The sequence below is a fragment of the Thermodesulfovibrio thiophilus DSM 17215 genome, from assembly GCF_000423865.1.
Classification (GTDB): Bacteria; Nitrospirota; Thermodesulfovibrionia; order Thermodesulfovibrionales; family Thermodesulfovibrionaceae; genus Thermodesulfovibrio; species Thermodesulfovibrio thiophilus.
Genome location: NZ_AUIU01000014.1, coordinates 141,869 through 163,608 on the forward strand (window position 1 = coordinate 141,869; position 21,740 = coordinate 163,608).

General features: G+C 33.8%; 25 protein-coding genes and 1 tRNA gene. 7 read left to right on the plus strand and 19 right to left on the minus strand.

All coding sequences use genetic code 11. The features are described 5' to 3' along the window. Position 1: 1 nt before the first annotated feature. The 17 genes from nuoH to G581_RS0106370 all read right to left on the minus strand — a co-directional run bounded on the left by nuoH (position 2) and on the right by G581_RS0106370 (position 12,446). Complete coding sequence (gene nuoH, locus G581_RS0106290) at positions 2 to 1,003, minus strand: NADH-quinone oxidoreductase subunit NuoH (RefSeq protein ID WP_028845097.1); 1,002 nt, start codon at positions 1,001 to 1,003, stop codon at positions 2 to 4. Then, entirely contained in the window at positions 1,003 to 2,196 is a 1,194-nt protein-coding gene (nuoD, locus tag G581_RS0106295) for an NADH dehydrogenase (quinone) subunit D (RefSeq protein ID WP_028845098.1), read from the minus strand. The genes nuoH and nuoD overlap by 1 nt, the downstream gene beginning before the upstream one ends. Continuing rightward, positions 2,186 to 2,719 carry an NADH-quinone oxidoreductase subunit C gene (locus G581_RS0106300; RefSeq protein ID WP_028845099.1) on the minus strand — a complete coding sequence of 178 codons (534 nt, stop codon included), beginning with the start codon at positions 2,717 to 2,719 and terminating at the stop codon, positions 2,186 to 2,188. The genes nuoD and G581_RS0106300 overlap by 11 nt, the downstream gene beginning before the upstream one ends. Then, complete coding sequence (locus tag G581_RS0106305) at positions 2,682 to 3,287, minus strand: NADH-quinone oxidoreductase subunit B (protein WP_028845100.1); 606 nt, start codon at positions 3,285 to 3,287, stop codon at positions 2,682 to 2,684. The genes G581_RS0106300 and G581_RS0106305 overlap by 38 nt, the downstream gene beginning before the upstream one ends. Next, positions 3,284 to 3,661: an NADH-quinone oxidoreductase subunit A gene (locus G581_RS0106310; RefSeq protein WP_028845101.1), complete on the minus strand. Its 378-nt coding sequence runs from the start codon at positions 3,659 to 3,661 to the stop codon at positions 3,284 to 3,286. The genes G581_RS0106305 and G581_RS0106310 overlap by 4 nt, the downstream gene beginning before the upstream one ends. 99 nt (positions 3,662 to 3,760) lie before the next feature. Next, on the minus strand, positions 3,761 to 4,717 hold the full coding sequence (locus G581_RS0106315) for a thiamine pyrophosphate-dependent enzyme (RefSeq protein ID WP_028845102.1): 957 nt from the start codon (positions 4,715 to 4,717) through the stop codon (positions 3,761 to 3,763). Position 4,718: 1 nt separating this feature from the next. Further along, entirely contained in the window at positions 4,719 to 5,900 is a 1,182-nt protein-coding gene (gene porA / locus G581_RS0106320; protein WP_028845103.1) for a pyruvate ferredoxin oxidoreductase, read from the minus strand. Further along, complete coding sequence (locus G581_RS0106325) at positions 5,900 to 6,187, minus strand: 4Fe-4S binding protein (protein ID WP_028845104.1); 288 nt, start codon at positions 6,185 to 6,187, stop codon at positions 5,900 to 5,902. Before G581_RS0106325 ends, porA begins: the two co-directional genes overlap by 1 nt. Next, the gene (locus G581_RS0106330; RefSeq protein WP_028845105.1) at positions 6,184 to 6,756 is read right to left on the minus strand and encodes a 2-oxoacid:acceptor oxidoreductase family protein; all 573 of its coding nucleotides are present in this window, start codon (positions 6,754 to 6,756) and stop codon (positions 6,184 to 6,186) included. Before G581_RS0106330 ends, G581_RS0106325 begins: the two co-directional genes overlap by 4 nt. A 77-nt stretch (positions 6,757 to 6,833) precedes the next feature. Further along, positions 6,834 to 7,448: a DedA family protein gene (locus G581_RS11910; protein ID WP_028845106.1), complete on the minus strand. Its 615-nt coding sequence runs from the start codon at positions 7,446 to 7,448 to the stop codon at positions 6,834 to 6,836. A gap of 12 nt (positions 7,449 to 7,460) precedes the next feature. Further along, positions 7,461 to 7,551 (minus strand) — tRNA-Ser (locus G581_RS0106340). Between the two features lie 25 nt (positions 7,552 to 7,576). Next, positions 7,577 to 9,211: a methyl-accepting chemotaxis protein gene (locus G581_RS0106345; protein ID WP_028845107.1), complete on the minus strand. Its 1,635-nt coding sequence runs from the start codon at positions 9,209 to 9,211 to the stop codon at positions 7,577 to 7,579. Positions 9,212 to 9,228: 17 nt separating this feature from the next. Further along, positions 9,229 to 10,278, minus strand: coding sequence for a DUF933 domain-containing protein (locus G581_RS0106350; RefSeq protein ID WP_028845108.1), 1,050 nt, complete (start codon positions 10,276 to 10,278; stop codon positions 9,229 to 9,231). Then, positions 10,275 to 10,538 carry a hypothetical protein gene (locus G581_RS0106355; RefSeq protein ID WP_028845109.1) on the minus strand — a complete coding sequence of 88 codons (264 nt, stop codon included), beginning with the start codon at positions 10,536 to 10,538 and terminating at the stop codon, positions 10,275 to 10,277. The genes G581_RS0106350 and G581_RS0106355 overlap by 4 nt, the downstream gene beginning before the upstream one ends. Then, positions 10,522 to 11,313, minus strand: a complete 792-nt coding sequence (gene tatC / locus G581_RS0106360; RefSeq protein ID WP_028845110.1) for a twin-arginine translocase subunit TatC — start codon at positions 11,311 to 11,313, stop codon at positions 10,522 to 10,524. Before tatC ends, G581_RS0106355 begins: the two co-directional genes overlap by 17 nt. Before the next feature lie 6 nt (positions 11,314 to 11,319). Further along, positions 11,320 to 11,640 carry a Sec-independent protein translocase protein TatB gene (gene tatB / locus G581_RS10845; RefSeq protein ID WP_051178966.1) on the minus strand — a complete coding sequence of 107 codons (321 nt, stop codon included), beginning with the start codon at positions 11,638 to 11,640 and terminating at the stop codon, positions 11,320 to 11,322. A 14-nt stretch (positions 11,641 to 11,654) separates the two neighbouring features. Next, positions 11,655 to 12,446, minus strand: a complete 792-nt coding sequence (locus G581_RS0106370; RefSeq protein ID WP_028845111.1) for a hypothetical protein — start codon at positions 12,444 to 12,446, stop codon at positions 11,655 to 11,657. Between the two features lie 67 nt (positions 12,447 to 12,513). Between G581_RS0106370 and G581_RS0106375 the strand changes: the two genes are divergently transcribed. Continuing rightward, complete coding sequence (locus tag G581_RS0106375; protein WP_028845112.1) at positions 12,514 to 13,404, plus strand: selenium metabolism-associated LysR family transcriptional regulator; 891 nt, start codon at positions 12,514 to 12,516, stop codon at positions 13,402 to 13,404. Here G581_RS0106375 and G581_RS0106380 read toward each other — a convergent pair. Beyond that, the gene (locus G581_RS0106380) at positions 13,394 to 14,125 is read right to left on the minus strand and encodes a thioredoxin fold domain-containing protein (RefSeq protein ID WP_028845113.1); all 732 of its coding nucleotides are present in this window, start codon (positions 14,123 to 14,125) and stop codon (positions 13,394 to 13,396) included. The two genes, G581_RS0106375 and G581_RS0106380, sit on opposite strands and share 11 nt — an antisense overlap. Before the next feature lie 213 nt (positions 14,126 to 14,338). Here G581_RS0106380 and G581_RS0106385 point away from each other — a divergent pair, with 213 nt between their 5' ends. The 6 genes from G581_RS0106385 to G581_RS0106410 all read left to right on the plus strand — a co-directional run bounded on the left by G581_RS0106385 (position 14,339) and on the right by G581_RS0106410 (position 20,670). Continuing rightward, positions 14,339 to 15,379, plus strand: coding sequence for a glycosyltransferase family 4 protein (locus tag G581_RS0106385; protein WP_028845114.1), 1,041 nt, complete (start codon positions 14,339 to 14,341; stop codon positions 15,377 to 15,379). Beyond that, the gene (locus tag G581_RS0106390; RefSeq protein ID WP_028845115.1) at positions 15,372 to 15,716 is read left to right on the plus strand and encodes a hypothetical protein; all 345 of its coding nucleotides are present in this window, start codon (positions 15,372 to 15,374) and stop codon (positions 15,714 to 15,716) included. The genes G581_RS0106385 and G581_RS0106390 overlap by 8 nt, the downstream gene beginning before the upstream one ends. Further along, the gene (locus tag G581_RS0106395; protein ID WP_028845116.1) at positions 15,713 to 16,816 is read left to right on the plus strand and encodes a glycosyltransferase family 4 protein; all 1,104 of its coding nucleotides are present in this window, start codon (positions 15,713 to 15,715) and stop codon (positions 16,814 to 16,816) included. Before G581_RS0106390 ends, G581_RS0106395 begins: the two co-directional genes overlap by 4 nt. Further along, on the plus strand, positions 16,817 to 18,013 hold the full coding sequence (locus G581_RS0106400; RefSeq protein ID WP_028845117.1) for an MATE family efflux transporter: 1,197 nt from the start codon (positions 16,817 to 16,819) through the stop codon (positions 18,011 to 18,013). Between the two features lie 135 nt (positions 18,014 to 18,148). Further along, the gene (tilS, locus tag G581_RS0106405; RefSeq protein WP_028845118.1) at positions 18,149 to 19,531 is read left to right on the plus strand and encodes a tRNA lysidine(34) synthetase TilS; all 1,383 of its coding nucleotides are present in this window, start codon (positions 18,149 to 18,151) and stop codon (positions 19,529 to 19,531) included. Further along, positions 19,498 to 20,670, plus strand: coding sequence for a PDZ domain-containing protein (locus G581_RS0106410; protein WP_083962650.1), 1,173 nt, complete (start codon positions 19,498 to 19,500; stop codon positions 20,668 to 20,670). The genes tilS and G581_RS0106410 overlap by 34 nt, the downstream gene beginning before the upstream one ends. Here the strand turns inward: G581_RS0106410 and hemW are convergent. Beyond that, positions 20,606 to 21,739, minus strand: coding sequence for a radical SAM family heme chaperone HemW (gene hemW / locus G581_RS10850; protein ID WP_051178969.1), 1,134 nt, complete (start codon positions 21,737 to 21,739; stop codon positions 20,606 to 20,608). The genes G581_RS0106410 and hemW overlap by 65 nt on opposite strands. Position 21,740: the final 1 nt, after the last annotated feature.

A 21,740-nucleotide genomic window follows, 5' to 3' on the forward strand; every position in this document is an offset into this window, starting at 1 on the left:
CTCATAAATAATATTTTAATATTGAAGTCAATACTATATTTACCAGTGCCAGAGGAATAAGAACTTTCCATCCTATTGCCATAAGCTGATCATATCTGTATCTTGGAAGTGTTCCTCTGATCCACAGAAACAAAAAGATATGGAAATAGAGCTTTAAAAGGAACCATACAATACCCGGTACTTTTTCGAGAAATGGAAAAGCTTCTATCAAAAATGGCGGAACAGTCCATCCTCCCCAGAAACATATTGCAGCAAGAGCTGACATACAGAACATTGCTGCATACTCGGCAAGATAAAAAAGTGAGAATCTTGCGCCAGAGTACTCAACAAAATATCCTGCAACAAGCTCTGTCTCTGCTTCAGGCAGGTCAAAAGGCAGTCTATTGGTCTCAGCAAGCATTGCAACAATGAAAACAAAGTATCCGATAATTTGAGGCAGTAAAAACATTCCATACCAGTATTCACTCTGCTTATTCACTATTTCAGTCAGATTAAATGATTCAGCCATTAAAATTACTCCAACAAGGCTAAGACCGAGAGCTACCTCATAGCTGATCATCTGAGCTGCAGAACGAAGACCCCCCAGAAAAGCATACTTTGAATTGGATGACCAGCCGGCAAAAACAATTCCATATACGCTTAGTCCTGCAATGCCCAAGACATAAAGTAATCCAACATCTATCTCTGAAATAACCCAGTTCTGATTTACAGGAATTACTGCAAAACTGCTCAATGCAGCTGTTAAACTTATAAGAGGTGCAACTTTAAAAATGAATTTATCCACTCGTGACGGCACGATATCCTCTTTAAAAATAAGCTTAACCACATCAGCAATTGGCTGAAGTAATCCATGGGGGCCTACAACCATAGGACCAAGTCTCAATTGAATATGCCCGATAATTTTTCTTTCAGCATAGGTGGCATAAGCGATGTGAAGCAAAAGAATACCAAAATAAATCGCGGTGTAAATCACACTTAGAAAAATTAGATTAAGTGTTTCCATTATCGGTCACACTCTCCAAGAATAATGTCTATTGAGCCTATATTTGCTATTACATCAGCAATCAACGAACCCTCGCATAGTTTTGGAAGAACTCCAGCATGAACAAATGAAGGAGCACGTACTCTCACTCTAAAAGGTTTGGAGGAGTTATCACAAACTATATAAAATCCAAGTTCTCCACGAGGAGCTTCTACAGAGGCATAAACTTCAGGAAATTTTTCAATGAAACTCTCTATTTGCTTATCTTCAATATATAACTCAAAACTAATGTCCTGTTTATCAATTTTCAATGGAGATTCAGGCATTCTTATTCGCAGAGCATTTTCAGCAAGAATAGAACCTGAAGGAATCTTTTCTATACACTGTTTGATGATTCTTGCTGACTGCCTGAATTCAAGCATTCTGCATCTGTATCTATCATAGATATCTCCATTTTTACCAAGAGGAACTTCAAATTCAACCTGATCATAAGCATCATAAGGGAAAAATTTCCTCACATCATAGTAAACACCTGAACCTCTTAAAACCGGACCTGTAAGACCATAGTTTATTGCTTCTTCTGCTGAAATAACCCCAACTCCTTTTGTTCTTTTTAACCATACTCTGTTACGGTCTATCAGTGTTTCATATTCTTCAACTCTATCAGGAAATTCATTTATAAATTTGCCAAGTTTATCAAGAAATTCGTCATTTATATCGCATCTAACGCCACCAATTCTGGAATAACTTACTGTTAATCTTGCACCTGCTATCATTTCAAAAAGTTCTAACAGGTATTCTCTATCTCGCATTGCATAGAGAAAAACTGTCATCGCACCAATATCAAGTGCATGTGTGGCAAGCCATACAAGATGACTGCATATTCTTGTCATCTCTGACATAATGGTTCTTATAAATTTTGCCCTCTCAGGAACATTTATGCCAACAAGTTTTTCAACCGCGAGAGCAAATCCAACATTATTTACCATACTTGAAAGATAATCCAGCCTATCAGTTAGAGGTAAACTCTGCACATACGTCAGATCTTCAGAAAGCTTCTCAACTCCCCTGTGCAGATAACCAATATAGGGAGTGCATTTTTTAATAATTTCACCTTCAACTTCAAGAACAAGTCTGAGAACACCATGAGTAGCAGGATGTTGTGGGCCCATGTTAACAATCAACTCTTTTTCAGCGAGATTGTTATTTTTCATTTTCTTTCCAGCCTCTTGAAGTTTCTTTTAATTCCCTGTATGTTTCCCATTCCTTGTCTCCAAGAGCACTTTTAACCGGATAGTCTTTCCTTAAAGGAAATCCATTCCAATCCTCGGGCATAAGTATTCTTCTAAGATCAGGATGCCCTGTAAACATAATTCCAAACATATCAAAACACTCTCTTTCAAACCAGTTTGCTGTTGCCCATAAATCTGTAATCGAGTCTATGCAGCATCCTTCCTCTGGTACCTGTGCTTTAACTCTTATTTTATGTTTATATTTAATGGACATGAGGTGATAAACAACATCAAAACGAGGCTCTCTAAAACCAAGATAATCAGTTGCAGTAACGTCAACAAGATAGTCAAACTCTAAAGAAGGAGTTTTTTTAAGATATACTAAAATTTCTTTAATTTTTTCTTTTTTAACAGTAATTGAATATTCTTCTCTAAAACATGTTAGCCATAAAATTTCTTGAGGAAACTTATCCTTGATCTTTTTCACTATATCTGTTAGATTCATGTTTGCTCCGTTTAAAATCATTATCTATTAAACATATAGTTGATTGACTGCCCTTTTTAATGTATGACTCATTTTTAATTTTTTCCTGTAATTTTAGTATTCCCTGAATTAATGCTTCAGGCCTTGGGGGACATCCGGGAATATATACATCGACAGGTAAAATTTCATCTACTCCCTGAGCAGTGCTATAGGTATTAAAAATTCCTCCGCTACAGGCACAGCTTCCCATTGCAATTACATATCTGGGTTCAGGCATTTGATGATAAAGATTTACTACTACCGGAGCCATTTTTTTTGTGACAGTTCCAGCCACAATCATAACATCTGCCTGTCTTGGCGTTGCTCGCATTATAATCCCAAATCTGTCAAGGTCATAATGAGATGCTGCAGCTGCCATCATCTCTATAGCGCAACATGCAAGACCGAAGGTAAGAGGCCACAGAGAAGACATCCTCCCCCAGCTTGCTATTTTATCAAGCGTTGTTATAATTGTATTCGCTGCTGGAATTACTCTAATTCCTTCCTCAACTTCAACAGGCTCTGTTACTGTGTCAATAATATGAATCATTCCTTACTCCAGTTAAAAACATTTTTACCAAGCGCATAAAAATAACCAATAAATAAAATAACAATAAAAAGATACATCTCTATCAAAGCATAAAACCCGATTTTTTTATAGGCAATTGCCCATGGATATAGAAAAATTGTTTCTACATCAAATATTACAAACACTATTGCTACAATATAAAATTTTAAATTAAATCTTTCCCATGTATCTTCAACTGAAGGAATTCCGCATTCATATGGAGTCAGCTTTAATGTATAAGGTCTTTTAGGACGAACCAGCTTGCTGATAACAATTATGCTCATACCAATAATAATTGATATAATTATCACTATCAGAACAGGTAAATATCTGTGTGTTAAAGCCTCAGAGCCCATTTACCACCTTTATAAAAAATGATAAGGAATATTATAACAAAAATAAATAGAAAAAAAAATGGCTCTCTGCAACAAAAAACAGAGAGCCAGAAAGATTGTTTATTTGGTTTCTTCTTTTGGAGCAAACATCTCTTCTTCTTTAAGAAGCTTTTCCCAATTATTATCAATCATCTGCTGAAGTTGTTCAACAAGTTTTTCTTTGCCCGGTTCAAAAAGATGTCTAAATCTTCCCTGAGCCTTCAGAAACTCTGTTATAGGTTTTTTCTCTCTAGGTTTGAATGTAACTTTTGTTACTCCATTTTCAACTTCATAAAGTGGCCAGAAACAGGTCTCAACAGCAAGTCTACTTAATAGAATTGCATCATCTGTTCTTGTTCTCCAACCACGATTGCATGGTGTAAAAACATTTATGAATTTTGGACCTTCAATTTCAAGAGCTTTTCTTACTTTTTTCATTAAATCTGGCCAGTGACTTGGAGAAGCCTGTGCAACATATGGAATCCCATGTGCTGCCATAATTTTTGTTAAATCCTTTCTCTGCTGAGGTTTCCCCGGAATAACCGCACCTGCAGGGCAGGTTGTTGTATCAGCAAAAGTCGGTGTTGCACCTGAACGTTGAATTCCAGTGTTCATATAAGCTTCATTGTCATAACAAACATAAAGCATATTATGCCATCTTTCCATTGCTCCAGAAAGACTCTGAAAACCTATATCATATGTTCCACCATCACCTGAAATTGCTATAAATTTTATATCTTTATCAATTCTACCCTGTTTTTTTAGTGCTCTATACATTGTCTCAACTCCAGAAAGTGTGGCTGCAGCATTTTCAAAGGCATTATGAATCCAGGGAGTTTTCCATGCTGTATATGTTGATATACAGGAAGAAACCTCAAGACAACCTGTAGCTGATGCTGCAATAACCGGATAATCACAGGCTGCGAGAAGTACCATCTTTACAACAGTTGGTGCTGCACATCCTGCACATAACCTGTGTCCTGAAGTAAATCTTAATTCTTTTTTCGATAATTCTTTAAGATTTAAAGGTGTTGTCATATTACTCCCTCACTCCAATATATTCTTTAAAGCTTTTTACTTTACCAGTATCTGCAATCTGAATTAATTCATCAATAACTTCCGCTGCATGCTCTGGCATATAATCTCTTCCACCAAGTCCGTAAATTCTATTAATCACTAAAGGCCTTTTACTGTGGTTACAAAGACTTGTTGCTATGTCAAGGTAAAGAGGGCCAAAAGAACCTCCAAAAGCATCAGCTCTGTCAAGAACACAAACTGCTTTCAAATGTTTCAGAGCATTCCCGATCTGTTCATAAGGAAACGGTCTGAAAAGTCTTGGTTTCAGTAATCCAACCTTAACTCCTTTATCTCTGTATTCATCTATAACATCCTTAGTTGTTCCTGCTGCAGAATTTAAAATAACAATTCCAATCTCTGCATCATCAAGTCTGTATGATTCAAAAAGTTCGTATTTTCTACCTGATATCTTTTCAAAATCCTTTGCTATGGATAAAACAACATCAGGAACTTTTTTATAAACTTCTGAATGTGCTTTACGCACTTCCATATAGAGATCTGTTAAAACCAGTGGACCATAACTTTTTGGATGATCAATATCAAGAAGAGGATAAAGAGGTTTATACTCACCAATAAATTTTTTCACAACTTCATCGTTAAGATACTCAATTCTCTCTATAGAATGACTTATTATAAAGCCATCATAACAGACCATTACAGGAAGTCTTATATCCATGTGCTCAGCAATTCTGAATGCCTGAATTGTATTGTCATATGCTTCCTGGGCATTTTCACTCCATAGTTGAATCCATCCACTGTCTCTTGCCCCCATTGCATCAGAATGATCACAGTGTATGTTTATCGGTGCTGAAATAGCTCTATTTACAACAGGCATAATAATTGGTAATCTTAATCCTGAAGCGATAAACAAAATCTCCCACATTAATGCAAGTCCCTGAGACGATGTTGCTGTAGCAACTCTTCCACCTGCAGCTGCAGCACCAACGCAGGCACTTAAAGCAGAATGTTCACTTTCAACAAGAATGAGCTCGGTTTTAACCTGCCCATTTGAAACAAACGCTGCAAACCTCTGCATTAATTCAGTTTGAGGAGTGATTGGATAGGCTGCACATACATCAGGTTCTGCCTGGCGAAAAGCATTTGCCACGGCCTCATTTCCTGTAACTGCCACAATTTTTGTCATTATTTTACCTCCTCTTCCATTACAATTGCTTTGTTACCTTTTTTACCTGGACACTCTAAAGCACAGATTCCACATCCTTTACAGTAGTCAAAATCAAAATCCTGTCTTTTGCCATCTTGAACTTTCACAGCATTATCAGGACAGTAAAGCCAGCAATTCAAGCACTGAATGCAGTTTTCCTCTATCCATCTTGGTTTATATGCTCTCCATGAACCGGTTTTAAATTTTAAAGCTGAACCAGGCTCAAGAATAACCATTCCTGGTGGTATTTGTTTCCATCCTATCATCCTTCCTTCACCTCCTCGTAACCTCTCTTGACAGCAAGAAGGTTACCATCAATTATTTTCTGTGAAAACTTTTTGCCAAAACTTTTCTTTACATCCTCAAAAAGAGTCTCAAGCTGAACAAGTCCTGTAGCTCTGTTCAAAGCACCTACCATTGGTGAATTGGGCATAGGTCTTCCAAAACATTCAATTGCAATTTTTGTGGCATCAACAACATAAAGTTTTTGGGTTGGTTTTAAATTAAGCTTTTTTCTGAGTTCTCCAGGATCTTTTGATGAATTAATAATAAATATCGTATTATCTTTGGCACCTTCTGTAACATCAATACTTTCAATTAAAGTAGTATCAACCACTGCAACCACATCAGGATTTGACACAGGACAATGCATTCTTAATTCCTTTGAGCTTATTCTATTGTATGCTCTAAGTGGTGCTCCTGCTCTTTCTGGACCGTATTCAGGAAAAGCCTGAACATATCTTCCACCGCTAAGACATGCATCAGCAAATACCTTAGCAGCTGTGACAGTTCCCTGCCCTCCTCTTCCATGCCATCTAATCTCTACTTTTTCCATAAAACACCTCTCAAAAAAGAGTTTTGACTATTTTAGCAAAAAATTTCTGAAATTATAAAGATTTTCCAAGATAAAATTTATGACTGTGAACTATTATTCCCTTTTATCAAACACTTGTATGATAAATAAATAATTATCAGAATAACTACAAGAATAACTAAAAAACCAACAATATATTCCATATACAGCATTCCTGTTTGAACACTTTCCAGAAATTTGCCGCCAAGATATCCAGCAGTAATCATAATAGAGAGAACTACTGCAGAGCCAAATGAGTCAATAATTAAAAATTTTATCATTGAAACCCTTGTAATTCCTGAAAGTAAAAAAACCTGAGCACGAAAACCTACAAGAAGTCTTCCAAGCAACATTATCAATGTGCTGTGTTTTCTAAATTTTTTTTCAAGAATCCTTAACTTGGCAGGAGATAAAATTCTCTCGAATCTAGGGTTAGTTACTATTTTTCTTCCGAATTTTCTTCCAGCCCAGTAAAGCATAAAATCAGAGATAATAAGCCCTGCATAAGAAATCAATACTGCAGGAACAAGTTGAATAATATCAAGAGAAATCATAACTCCACATGCAATAAGAATTAAATCTTCAGGAAAGAAGGGCACTCCGATTCCACCAAGAATCAGTAAAAAAAACAAACCAGGATAAGAAAACTGAGATATAATTGAATAAGAATCCATTATGTCAGAAAACGGAGAGGCAGGGATTCGAACCCTGGGTGGAGCTTTTGGCCCCACAACCGCTTAGCAGGCGGCTGCCTTCGACCGACTCGGCCACCTCTCCAAAGTTTAATTAATAATACCATTCTTTACCTGAGTCTTGCAAGATAATCACTCTTAAGCTGGTCTAACATTCTGTTTAATCTCTCACTATTTCTCTGTGCTTCCTGAAGCAGTTTATTCACTCTTTCATGGTCTCCTGAATTATGTGCTAAGATTATATCCCGTCCAAGGATATGACATGCTTTATGAATATCCTCAAGCTCTTTAAATCCCGGTAAATCTCTAAATCTCTGTCCCTCTTCTCCATAATACCACTTTCCTACACCACAGGAATGATAATCTGCAAGTCTTTCAGGATCAAGTTTTTCTATACCTTTTAAATGAGCATTAATTCTGATCATCAGTCGTTCATGGTCTCCTTTAAATATGTCGAAAAGCATCTCCTGTGTTCTTTTTGTTTTTACTGTTGAAGCAGTATGCCTTAGATCAGAAGATACATGAAGAATTGCATAAGAATCTTTAACTATTGCTTCAGCAAGTTTTTCTATCTGAGAAGCAATCTTTGCAGATTCTTCAATGTTTCTGGTAACTTCCTCGCTTGCAGCAGATTGTTCCTCAACAGCTGTTGCTATCTGAGTTATCTGGTCTTTAACCTTTTCAACATAGGAAAGTATTTCCTCCAGAGCATTACCTATACCTTTTACAGATTCTGTTACATCTTTAACCTCTGTTAATTCTTTATTCATAGACTTAGCAGTCTCTGCTGTTTCTTTTTGAATCATGTTTATCTTTCCAGAAATTTCATCAGTTGAACGAATTGTTCTCTCTGCAAGCTTGCGCACCTCATCAGCAACAACTGCAAATCCTCTTCCCTGCTCTCCTGCCCTTGCCGCCTCTATTGCTGCATTTAAAGCAAGTAGATTCGTCTGATCAGCTATATCTTTAATAACAGTAACAATCTCTCCAATTTCAGAAGCAGATTTATTAAGTTGGTCTATCATCGTACCAAGTTCATTAGTTGTCTGATAAACATCACTGACCTTTTTAATAGCATTCTGAGAGACTCTCTGTCCATTTTTTGCGATTTCCATGGCTTCTGTTGCAGTTTCAGATGCTTTTGAAGCATTACTGGCTATATCTGTTATGGTCTGTGTCATCTCCTCAGCTGCAGTGGCAATCTGATTTGCCTGTTGTGTTTGCTTTTTTGCTCCTTCTATTGTCTCATCTATAACCTTATTGCATCTGTCAACTGAATCAGCAAGTTTCTGAGAGTACTCTAAAGCTTTATCTGTAAGATTTATAAATGTCTGTAAAACCTTTTCAATACTCAAAGCAAGTCTACCAACAATATCAACTCTGTCCTTAAATCCAACACTAACAGTTAAATCTCCTTCAGCGATTTTTCGTAGTGTTCTTTCAAGAAGATTAATAGGTTTGTGGGTGAACATGTAAGTTACATAAACTGTTACTGATGCTCCAATAATGCCTAAAAAACCTAGCACAGCAAAAACAAGCTGAAAAGTTCTCACCTCTTTTATTACAGTTTCTGGAACTTCTTTAGCACCAAAATGAACTGCTGTATTCTGAGCTATTTTTTGAACTCCGTATCCCGTAACAACTAAAGTTGCTATCACTCCAAACGCGATTGCCAAAGCCAGAGGAATTACCATTTTCCAGCGCAGCTTAATCTTTCTATCCAACTCGTATAAAAATTTTTTCATCCCACACCTCCCCCAAATTATACTTTAAATCTGAATGTTATTATGTCTCCATCTTTTACCTCATACTCCTTTCCTTCCAGTCTTAAAACTCCTTTTTGTTTTGCCACAGTAAAATCTCCGTCTACTGAAATGAAATCATTATAAGATATTACTTCAGCACGAATAAATCCTCGCTGAATATCGGAATGAATCTTGCCTGCTGCCTCTGCGGCTTTAGTTGACTTTCTGATGGTCCATGCCCTGACTTCCTTTGGTCCTGCAGTAAAAAAAGATATGTAGTTAAGTATTTCATAAGCTTTTCTTACTATTTTTTTGCTTACAGGTTCATCTATGCCCATAGCATTTAAAAAATTTGAAATTTCATCATCTGGCAGTTCTATAATTTCATTTTCTAAAGTACCGCATATTAGCAGGAAACCAGTATTTTTAAATTTTCCAGTATTAAATGAGTCCTCATCAGCATTTATAACCCCAAATGCTGGCTTCAAGCTCAGAAAATTTAAATGTCTTATTTCGCGCATTTGTTCCTCTCTGAGTTCAACTGTCCTCAGAACACGGCCATTTTCAAGATGCTCTTTTAAAAATTCTAAAACTTCCATCTCTTTCTCATTTATCTTCTGTCCCTTCTTTTTTTGTTCGGCCATTCTCTCAATTCTTTTAATAACCAGTTCCAGGTCGAGCATTATAAATTCATACTCAAGTTCATTAAAATCTCTTACAGGATCAACTGTATTAAACTGGTAAGGAACTGACAAGTCTTCAAATCCTCTTAAAATATATATCAAAGCATCAGCATCCATTATTTGCCCTATAACTTTTGCATTGTGAGATGGATTGTCTTTGATTAATCCTGCTGTATCGAAACACTCCACAGTAGCAAAAGTAGTTTTCTTGGGATTTATAAGTTCAGCTATCCTCCTTAATCGTAAATCATCAACCTGTAACACTCCTTTGTGTACAACATCAGCAGGTGCTGGATAGAGAGATGTCTCAATTTTCTGATGAGTCATAGCATTAAAAATAGTTGTTTTGCCTGAGTTAAAAAATCCAGTAAGTGCTATCTTCATACTCTGCCTTCCATAAAATTTTTAATAACAACCATAGCCTGATAAAGCCTCTGAAGTTTCATATTTCTCTTCCTTATTAATAATGGGTCATTGAATGGAAAAGGCTCTCCCCTTATCTGCCTTTCCTTTTTTATCAATACATCGCGAAGTTCTTTAAGCTCTTTTTCTGGAAATTGTTTTAGAAATAAAGGATTTACTGTAACAAATCCTTCAGCAATGTCAGAAGCAATAGATATTAACGATTTACTCCTTCTCTCCATCTTTTCTTCCTTTTTTATTTATCAATATAGAAGCCCATATTCCGACTTCATAGAGAATTATCATGGGAACAGCCATAAGAGTCTGGTTAAATGCATCTGGAGTTGGTGTAATCATTGCCGCTGTTACAAAAGCAAGAATTATTGCTAATTTTCTATATTTCTTTAATGTCTGAGGTGTTATGAAACCCATTCTTGTAGCGATAACAATAAGCACAGGAAGTTCAAAAACAAGACCAAAGGCAAGAAGAAACTTTAAAAGGAAATCTATATAAAGGCCGACAGAAAGCATTGGCATTAAAAAATCGCCAACTTTATAATTGAGCAGAAAATCCATTGCATAAGGAAGAACTATAAAATAGCAAAAAGCAACACCGATCAAAAAAAGTCCTGTTGCAGTTAAAACAAATGGTAATACATATTTTTTTTCATGCTGATATAGCCCTGGCGAAACAAACTTCCAGAGTTGATGGAAAATTATTGGAATTACAATAATAAAACCACTTACCAGAGCAATCTTCATGTTCATCCAGAATGCCTCTGCAGGAGCTAAAAAAACAAGCTTAGTATTGTGCAGCTTCTGATCAGTAATAAAACTTATACCTTCTTTTAAAGAAAACCTGGGAGTATAATTAAGAGGGAAAAGCAAAAGCTTGAAAAGATCTTCAGAATAACTAAATGTAAATATAAAAGCTACTAATAGTGCTCCAAGACATATTACAATCCTCTTTCTGAGTTCTGAAAGATGATTTATTAAAGACATCTTCTGTTCTTCCATCCATCATTACTCCTTTTTCTCAATCTCTTTTCTTGCGATGTTTTCAATATGTTTGTCTATTCTTAAATCTGAAAAGGAGGGCATATCTTTGAAAAGCTCGTTTTTTAGTTCAAGTGGATTTTTTATGTCCTGCTTAATCTCATCAACTGTATTTTTTACTTCATTGATTTCCTGTTCCATTTCAGACTTTGCACCCTGAAAAGCCTTTTTCAGTTCGTTTATTGTTTTTCCAAGTGTATAACCAATTTCAGGGAGTCTTTTGGGTCCTACCACTAAAAGGGCTACGATAAAGATTACAATAAGTTCTTGAAAACCCAAATCAAACATGAATTATTATAACATTAATCACTATCTTCTACAATTCTCTTAAGCTTTTGTTTTTCACCCGGTAAAACAACACTAATACTGAACATAAGCCTCAAATCAGGACTTCTATCTTTTATATCAAAACCAGCTCCTACAGTAGTATAAGAACAATCTGTTATTTTCACCCTATAGCCAAGTCTCCATTCTAAAAGGTCTATTTTGTTTTCATCAATAGCTTTTCTGCCTATGATTTCAAAGAGAATACTTGAGTTATAACTTACACTCAGTTCTGAACCCAGATTAATATTCCATGTCTCTTTTAAATCTTCTCTATTTGGATGAAAATACATTACATTTCCATGTACTTTAACCGGTCCTATTTTTTTTGTAAGAATCAAACCACCACCAGCCCCTCCCTCAGTAGAAAATTCCTCCTTACCGATGTCTCCTGCAATATAAAGCATATATGCAAAAGCTGGTATATATGTAGTTTCATCAATTATCCTGTGTTTAAAGCCCAGATTAATGTCCTCTGCACCAGCATCATCTCCTGAGTTTTTATATGAAAGATTGTATGGAAGATTAGTTATAATTTCAAGATTATTGGTTAATCCATAGGAAATATTTAAATTTGTTCTTTCTATATCAGGATTATTTGCAACTTCAAATCCAAGATCAATCGCTACCTGCTTTTTTTTGGGAGATTCTGCAGAAAAAGTAGAAAATACTGAAAATGGCGCTGTTGGTGAAAATCCTTTTCTATCAAAGGAGTAAGCATTAGAAGTTAAAAACACAATAAAAATAAAAACAGCCAGCAGTCTTTTCATTTAAGAAAAGGATATCAAAAAAAACAAAATCTGTCAAATGTTAACATAATTCTGCTAAAATGTCTGCATGGATATTCATCAACTTCAAATTTTCATATCTGTATTTAAAAATAAAAGTTTTTCAAAAGCTGCTAAGGAACTCTTTTTAACACAACCCACAATAAGTGAACATATAAAAACAATTGAAGAAGAATTAAACTCTAAATTATTTGATAGAATCGGTAAATCTATCATTCCGACAACAGAGGCAGAACTGCTTTATGATCACGCAGTTAGAATTATAGAAAAAGTTGAAAAATTAAAAGATGATTTACAGAAAATCAAATCAACTCCATCAGGTAATCTGCATATTGCAGCAAGTAGTATTCCCGGAACTTATATTCTTCCTAAGTTAATATCTTCCTTCAAAAACATCTATCCTGATATTTCAATTCAAATAAGCATATCAGATTCAAAAACTGTATCAGACAGCCTGCTTTCTGGACAGATTTTCATGGGAATAGTCGGAACAAAACTTCATCAATCAAAAATTGAATATACACCTTTTATGAATGATGAACTCGTTATAGCCAGTCCTGATTTTATTAATGAATCATTTATTGAACCTGAAGAAATTCTCAGATATTCTTTCATAATGAGGGAGGAAGGTTCAGGAACAAGAAAAGAAATGGAACGCTGGTTTAATGACATAGGAATAGATATTGAAAAATTAAAAGTGGTTTGTATTTTAAGCAGCACAGATGCTGTAAAACAGGCGATAAAAAATGGTGTGGGTATTTCGATTCTTTCAATTCATGCCATTAAAGACGAAATAGAATGTCAGAAACTAAAAGCAATAAAAATAAAAAACTATCAGATGAATAGAGCCTTTTATATAGCTAGTTCTACTAAAAGAACTTTACCTCATATATATAAACTTTTTTATGAATTTTTAAAGAAAAATTCCTTTACTTTATAATATTGTCAAGCTCCTGAGGTGAAAAGCCCATCAGGCGTTTCCCATTAAAAGAGATAAATGAAGGCGTTCCATTTATATTAATTTTTTTCATAAGTGCTATTGAATCTTCTATCTTTTTAACACCTTCTGAGCATTTATTTCCTGTCCATCTGGAATTCAAATAATCATCATATTGCATTCCTGAACAGACTGCTTTTATGGATTTATCTTTCGCCTGAGGATGAAGACTTTCAAGAGGCAAAAGGATCACCTTTATTTCAACCTTGTTTGCATCAGCCCATTGTTTAACTGCTGCTTTAGTTTTTTCACAGAATGGACAATCCGGATCAGTAATCATATAAATATATTTATTGTATCCTTCTGGTTTATAAGAAAAAGCAACAACACTGTCTATTTCTGATAGAAAATTTTTAAAAAGCTTCTCCTGCATTCTTTCCAGAGTTGCTTTACTTAAAAATGTACCATCTTTATAAATATCTCCAAAGATAAAAGTTTTTCCATCAGGATATGCATAAAAAATACTAAAACCTCCATTACGTTGAACTACAACCTGACAGAGATTAGTTCCTTTAATTTCATTTTTTTCAATAATACTATCAAAATTAATCTTCAAAGTTTCTTTTAAATCCTTCTCTTTTACAGTTGAACATGGATTACCACTTAAGTTACAAGCAGACAACGCAATCATTAAAAATATTAAAAAAAATCCTACTTTTCTCATATTTAACCACCTTCTTTTGAGTTAGTAATTAATTAAAATAATTATAGTTAAGTTTAAAAATTGTTATTCATAAAAATCAAGAAAATATAAAAAGGTTGTGATTACGTTAATGAAGCTGATTTTTATATAGATAAAATTGTTTTATAACTTTAATTTTTACAGGCTTTTGTTTTATTATTGAATTAAATTTTTTACCAGTTTAGATGATTAGAGATGAAAATATATATAAATAATCTATTAAAAGAGAAAAAACAATTCGGCGTTTCCCGAGTAAAAAATGAACTCTATAAAAGATTGCCAAAATATTTATCAGAGTTTGATATTAAATGGGTAGAGTGTGATTTACCGACTTATGGAAGTCTTTTAAAAAATTGCATAAGAATTCTACTCACTGAAGCTTTATCTTTTAAAAAAGGAATATTTTTTAGTGCGTATTCTGAATTTCCATTTTTCAGCAAAATGAAAAAAGTTATTCTCATCCACGACATCAATCCTATTAAGTATCCTTATTTCAGATTTTATTCAAAATATTTTCATCTTATCTTAAAAAGAAGTTTTGAAAAGGATGTTCAGATAATTGCTGTTTCAGAGTTCACTAAAAATGAAATTATTAACTGGTCTGACAGTCACGGAATGAAAATTTTTAATAAAATTGAAGTGGTTCATAATGGATACGATAAAACTGTTTTTAAAATGTCGGATGAAAAGAAAAATCTCGCAAAAGCTATGTTTGGCGTAGAAAATTATTTTCTATTTGTTGGAAATACGGAGAAATCTTCTAAAAATTTTAAAATATTAATAGAAATATGGGAAAACAGTAATTTAAAAAAAAATTTTTCACTTGTAGTAGTTGGGAAAATAAATCAGCATTATAATTTGCCTCAAAATCATTATATAAAGTTCATTGGTTACTGTAGTAATGAAGAATTATCAACTTTATATAATAATGCTATTGCTTTAATTCATCCTGGAATTAATGAGGGTTTTGGATTAACTCCATTAGAAGCAATGGCATGTGGTTGCCCTGTAATAGTGGCTGACAGCGGTGCTTTGCCTGAAGTTGTGGGTGAAGCTGGTATTTTGGTAAATCCAGAAGATAAAAAATCAGTATATGATGCTATCTGGAGCTTTGGTAAAGACACATTAAAAAGGAAAGAATATATTGATAAGGGTTTAAAAAGAGCTCAAATGTTTGACTGGGAAAAATCAGCAGAAAAAATCGCAGAAATTATCAGAAGGTTTATGAATGAATAAGTTCAATCATTATCATGAAATAAAAGGAGGCAAATTTCATGTATTAACAGAAAACTGGACATCAATATTTATACCTCCTACTTCTATAAAACTAACTCGTTATGGCACTAATTTTTATGATTATTATACCCATATAAGACCGTACACAAAAAAATCTTTATATCGTTTGTTTGTATCAGTAGGTTTTAAAGATATTTCTATTAAAGTAGAAAGAAATTTATTTATTATATTAGCCTTGCCCCTGCTTCTTATTATGCAACTGACAAAAAAGTTTGATATAGGAAGATTACTTTATGAAATATTCGGTTGCGATTTATTCGGTGAAGCTCGCAAATGAAGATTCTTCATCTAATCTATGACCATATAAATAATCCATGGATTGGTGGAGGTGGAGCTGTAAGGGCTTATGAGATAAATAAACGATTAGCCATGAAAGGGCATGAGATTTTAACTATTTCAGGAAAATATCCTGATGCAGAGAATTATGAAGAAGATAACCTCAGATTCAACTTTCTTGGTAGTGATAAAAACTATATTTTAAGCGTATTTTCCTATGTTTTTAAGGCTATACAGTATCTAAAAAAGCATGCCTATGATTTCGATATAGTCATTGAAGATTTTGCTCCCTGGAACCCTGTGTTTTCATCCTTTTTTCATAAAAATGTTATTTTACAACTTCACCATAAAGAAGGTCGTAACATCTTAAGAAAATATTTTATTTTAGGGCTGCCTTTTTATCTAATTGAAATGTTTTATCCAAAATTATTTTCTAATATTATTACAGTTTCAAATAAAACCAGAGATAATTTTAGAGTTAACAGCGCAGTAATTCCTAATGGAATTTCGGAAGTTTTGCTATATGAAAAATCTTTAAATCATGATTATATTGCCTATATTGGAAGAATTGATATCTATAACAAGGGATTAGATGTACTCCTTACTGCTGTAAAAAATATTAAAATCAAAATATTAATTGCTGGTAAAGGAAAAGATGAAAATAAACTTACAAAAAAAATAAAGAATTTAAACATCACAAACATTCATTTTATTGGTTTTCTGGCTGAAAACAAGAAGGTTTCGTTTATTTCAAAAGCAAAATTTTTAATCATGCCTTCAAGATTTGAAGGACAGGGAATTGTTGCATTAGAGGCTGCATCTATGGGAAAGCCTGTTATAGTCAGTGACATACCTGAACTAAGATGGGTTGTTGAAGCTGGATTTGGTATAAGTTTTAAGAGCGAAGATGCTACTGATTTAGCAGAAAAAATCAATTTTCTTTTACAAAGGGATGATTTAATCACAGAGATGGGCAAACGCGGTATTGAGTATGCAAAGCAGTTTACATGGGATAGAATTGCAGAAAAATATGAACACTATCTTCTTTCCTTGCATAATAAATTTTCTCATGCAGAAAATCTTAGTCTTAAACAAAGATGAATGTTTAAAGATATCTCCTCTGTAAGCCTTGCATTTTTATATGTCAACATTCTCGGCTTTTTTTTTCACTCGATAGTGAGCAGAAGTCTTGGACCAGCAGGATATGGAGAATTTATGGTTTTATATTCCTTTATGCTGGTAGTTGGAAATATAACAGCACTATTAAGCACAGTTGGAGTAAAAACTGTAGTTGAAAATCTTTCAAACAAATTTGAAGTTTTACGCTCTTTAAGACAGTACGGAATTTTTATAGGAGCCTTTTTTGCATTTATTGCCTGTATAATGTCACCAGTTTTTAAAAATTTCTTAAATGTAACAGAGATTTATTACTTTTTTATAATCGCATTTATATGGCTTGGTATGTTTAGTCTTGCTGTTGAACGAAGTTTTCTACAGGCAACCGGAAAATTCCATATTTATGCATTTTCTACTGCTTTTGAATGCACAATAAAGCTTCTAGCAGCAATTATAGCAACATATATTGGATTAAAGATTGGCGGTGTTCTTTCTGCTTCTGCCGTTGCGATTTTTTTATCACTGTTATTTCTTGTTTCAATTAACAGAGAGCTTTGGGGCAAAAAGATTAAATTAAGTATAAAAAAAATGATCAAGATTGCTGTTTATGTATCACCATCTGGCCTGTTTGTATATGCTGATGACATTTTTATCAGAAGAATATTTGATTCCCATACTGCAGGACTCTTTGCATCTGCATCTATAATTGGAAAAATACTTATTTGGTTCAGTCTGTCCATTCTTGCTATATACTTCCCTAAATTTGTTCATTCTAAAACCTCGTCAGCACTGAAAAAATTCGCTTTACAGATGTTTGGTATTGTTTTAATAACTGAATTGGGTGCTCAAGTTGTTTTTTTCATTATCGGAAAACCTTTGTTTTTAATGCTATTTGGCAGTAAATTTGAACCCGCTCTACAATTTATACCATACTATTTTCTAGCTATTTTACCGCTAATTATAGATATGATTTTTATAAGCCTGGCAACAGCAGTTGAAAAAGGTCTTACTTTAATTTATATTCATCTAATTGTGTTTTACAGTCTGTTTATTTTCCTATCATTTAGTTCAATCTTTGACTATCTGGAATATATTTTTTCAATCAATCTATTTTTTTTCTTTTTATATCTATGGATGTTTAAAAAAGAAATTTTTATTACTAACAAAGATAGCCAGCATTAGTATTTAAGCGGTTTTTGGACATTAATAAACCTTAAAGCAGCAAGTGGATGTGCTGCGAGAATGAGCGAAAACTCATACCATCTGTCAAAGCATCTTTTCAGCACCAAAAATTTCAAAATCTGTTAAAATTAACAGATGGATATTCTTAAAAAAGTCAAGCAAACAATTGAAAAATATAATATGATTACAAAGCAAGACCATGTTCTAATAGGTTTATCCGGTGGACCTGATTCTGTGTTTCTTCTTCAGATTTTAAGCATGCTTAAACCTGAATACAGATTAAATATTTCAGCCGCATATATAGACCATGGATTAAGACCCGGAGATGTTCCAGATGAAATAGAATTCTGTAAAAATTTATGTAACAGTTTTGATATCAATTTTTATACTCAATCGATAGATGTTAAGAGTTATGCTCAAAAACAGAGAATGAATATTCAGGAAGCAGCGAGAATCCTTAGATACGGAGTATTAGATCAGATAAGCATTAACATTAACGCACACAAGATTGCAGTTGCTCATAATGCTGATGACCAGGCTGAGACAGTTATAATGAGATTGCTCAGAGGTGCAGGACCTGCTGGACTAAGCGGAATTCCACCTGTAAGAAAAAAAATCATCAGACCTATTATAGAAATTGAAAGAGAAGAAATCGAAAGATTTTTATCAGAAAAAAATATTCCTTTCATTATTGACCCTTCAAATGCAAGTCTGAAATATTTAAGAAATAGAATCAGACACAATTTAATGCCTGTAATTAAATCACTCTCTCCACAGGCTACAAAAATCATTTCAAAGACCGCTGATATCCTGAGAGAAGAAAATGATTATATCAATGTTAATGTTACAAAAGCTCTAATGAGACTTATGAGCAGAAGAACGGATAAATCAGTGGAACTATTCTGTAATCCAATGGAAGTTTTAAACCTTGTAATACTGAGAAGAGCTTTAAGATTTGCAATTGACAGTGTCGCAGGGTTAAAAGGATTAACATTTGACCATATCGAAGACATAGTAAACCTGATTAAAAAGGGAAAATCAGGTGATAGAATCTATCTTCCTAAAGGTATTCGAGCAATCAAGGGATATTCAACTTTAACTATAACAGCAGAACCTCCGGGAAAACTTTCAACATATAAAATAACAGAACCTCATGATATTTATCTTAAAGAATCTTCAATTGTTTTAAGTCTGAAAGAAATAAAAAGGGAGGATATTCAAAATCTTGGCGACGGTAAAAATACAATCTATATTGACAGGGATAAGATTGAGTTTCCATTAATAATACGAGCAAGAAAACCTGGAGATTATTTTTATCCCTTTGGTTTTGGCAGACGAAAAAAGCTTCAGGATTTTTTTGTTGATGAAAAAGTTCCAAGAGATGAACGAGATACGATACCGGTAATTGAAAGCAAAGGAGAAATTATATGCATTGCAGGATACAGACTTGACGACAGATTTAAAATTGATGATAATACGAAGATATGTTTACAGATAAAAATTATGCCAAAGTTATAATCACATTTTTCATTATAATCTCGGTAATTTTATTTTCAGCCGGTAATTTATATTGTGCAGAAACCCTATCAGATTCAATAAAAAATAAGCTTGATACAATTTATCAAAAATATTCAAATTCTATTATTCCTATAGATGGAGCTATGGCTACTGCAATAGATAAAAATTACGCAATAATACCATCAACAGTTTCTGAAAACACAAAAAAGATTTCATTGGTAGCATTAGACTCAAAACTAGGTATTGCAGTAATAAAACTTAATAGAGATTTAACTCCGATAAATTTCGATCTTCCATCATCAAAGGACAATTTATTTTTTCTTCTAACAATCCTGGAAGAGCCTGCTGTGATGCTGGTTAAAGGAAAATTTGAAGATAACAAAATTCAGATACAGGGCAAACAGATTCCGGGTTCACTACTGCTTTCTTTCGATTTAATTCCTTTAGGCGTTGTAATTAAGAGCAGTAATGTTTCAGAAGTGTTATTAATTAAACCTTTTTACCAGGAAATCTACAAATTAATCAACAGGAAGCCAGGATGGTTAGGACTTCAGGGGCAAACAGTCACTGCTGAATTAGGCAAAGCACTGTCTGTTTACGAAGGTGTTGTAATCACAAACATATATGAAGGTGGCCCTTCAGACAAAGCAGGATTGAAAAGAGGAGATGTGATAGTTCAGGCAGACGGTTTTAAGATTAAAGAATTAAAAGATCTGCAAAATCTGATTTCAACAAAATTTGCAGGTGAGTCTGTTAATCTTACAATATCACGGGAAGGCTCTCAAATGGAAGTCTCAGTAACTCTTGGAGAATCTCCAGACAACGTAGCTCAAACAAAAGCTTCGTATATAATACCACAGATAAAAGGCACTGACATTGTAGAAATTCCGGAAAATGTTAGAGCAAAGCTGAAAAAATCCATAAAAGGCGTATTCGTTAAAAAAATAGATGAAAACAGCCCGGCACTGGGTATATTGAAAGTTGACGATATAATTGTTGAAATCAATAAAAAATCCATAACCAACCTCAAAGACTTCAACGAAGCCATTTCAAAAGCTGGACAAAATGACCTTCTCATCCTTGTTTACAGGCAGGACAGTTTTCAATATGTAATAATACCCGGGCAAAAATCTCATTAGAAAGAATCATCCCTTTATCTGTAAGTCTCACTCTATTACCTGAAATTGAAATCAAGTTCTTATACTCAGGACTTCCAAGCATCTCAATAATGCAGGGATTTGTTAAGATAACCCCGTCTTTCATTCTCAATCCAAGAAAAACTCTTTCTTTCAACTCCTCAGTTTTATCAACCGTGTAATCATTTATCCATGCAGGTTTGCCATCAATTAAATGTTCTGCATATGAAAATAAGTTTGATGGATTATGAAATCTCTTTCTATCAATAAATGAATGAGCCGAAGGACCAATACCAAGATATGGCACAGCTGACCAGTAGTTAATATTATGTCTGCACTGAAATCCAGGCTGAGCAAAGTTGGATATTTCATATTTTTTAAATCCTCTGCTTTCAAGAAATTCTGTCGCAAATTCATACATTGCAACAGTCTCTTCTTCAGGAGGTAAAGAAAAATTACCGGAATCAAGCTCTTTTGCTATTTTTGTATGCCTGTCAATCGATAATTCATAACATGAAATATGTTGTATATCCCTGGTTACCAGTTTATTAAGAGTTGTTTTCCAGCTCTTTAATATCTGACCGGGAATACCATAGATCAAATCAATAGAAATGTTGTCAAACCCCTCATTCACTGCAAGATCAACTGTCTTAAGTGCATCGTCTGAACTGTGAATTCTTCCCAGAAATGAAAGTTCTCTATCATTTAATGACTGAACTCCTATGCTTAATCTATTGATTCCATAACTTCTCATCAACTTCAACTTTTCCTTATCCACTGTTGCAGGATTTATCTCAATTGAAAACTCAATATCATTTTTTGTTTTAAAATTTTCTCTCAGACTAACAAAAAGCTTTTCAAGACTTTCAATACTCAAACATGACGGAGTTCCGCCTCCTATATATAATGTTTCAAGCAGATGTAAAAACTCCTTTGTAAGTTCAATCTCTTTAAGTATTGATTTAAGATAGAGACCTTCTATCCCTTGATTCCAGTTTATTGAATAGAAACTACAATAGTTACACTTTTTCAGACAAAAAGGAATATGAATATAAAGAGATGAAAAAAACATA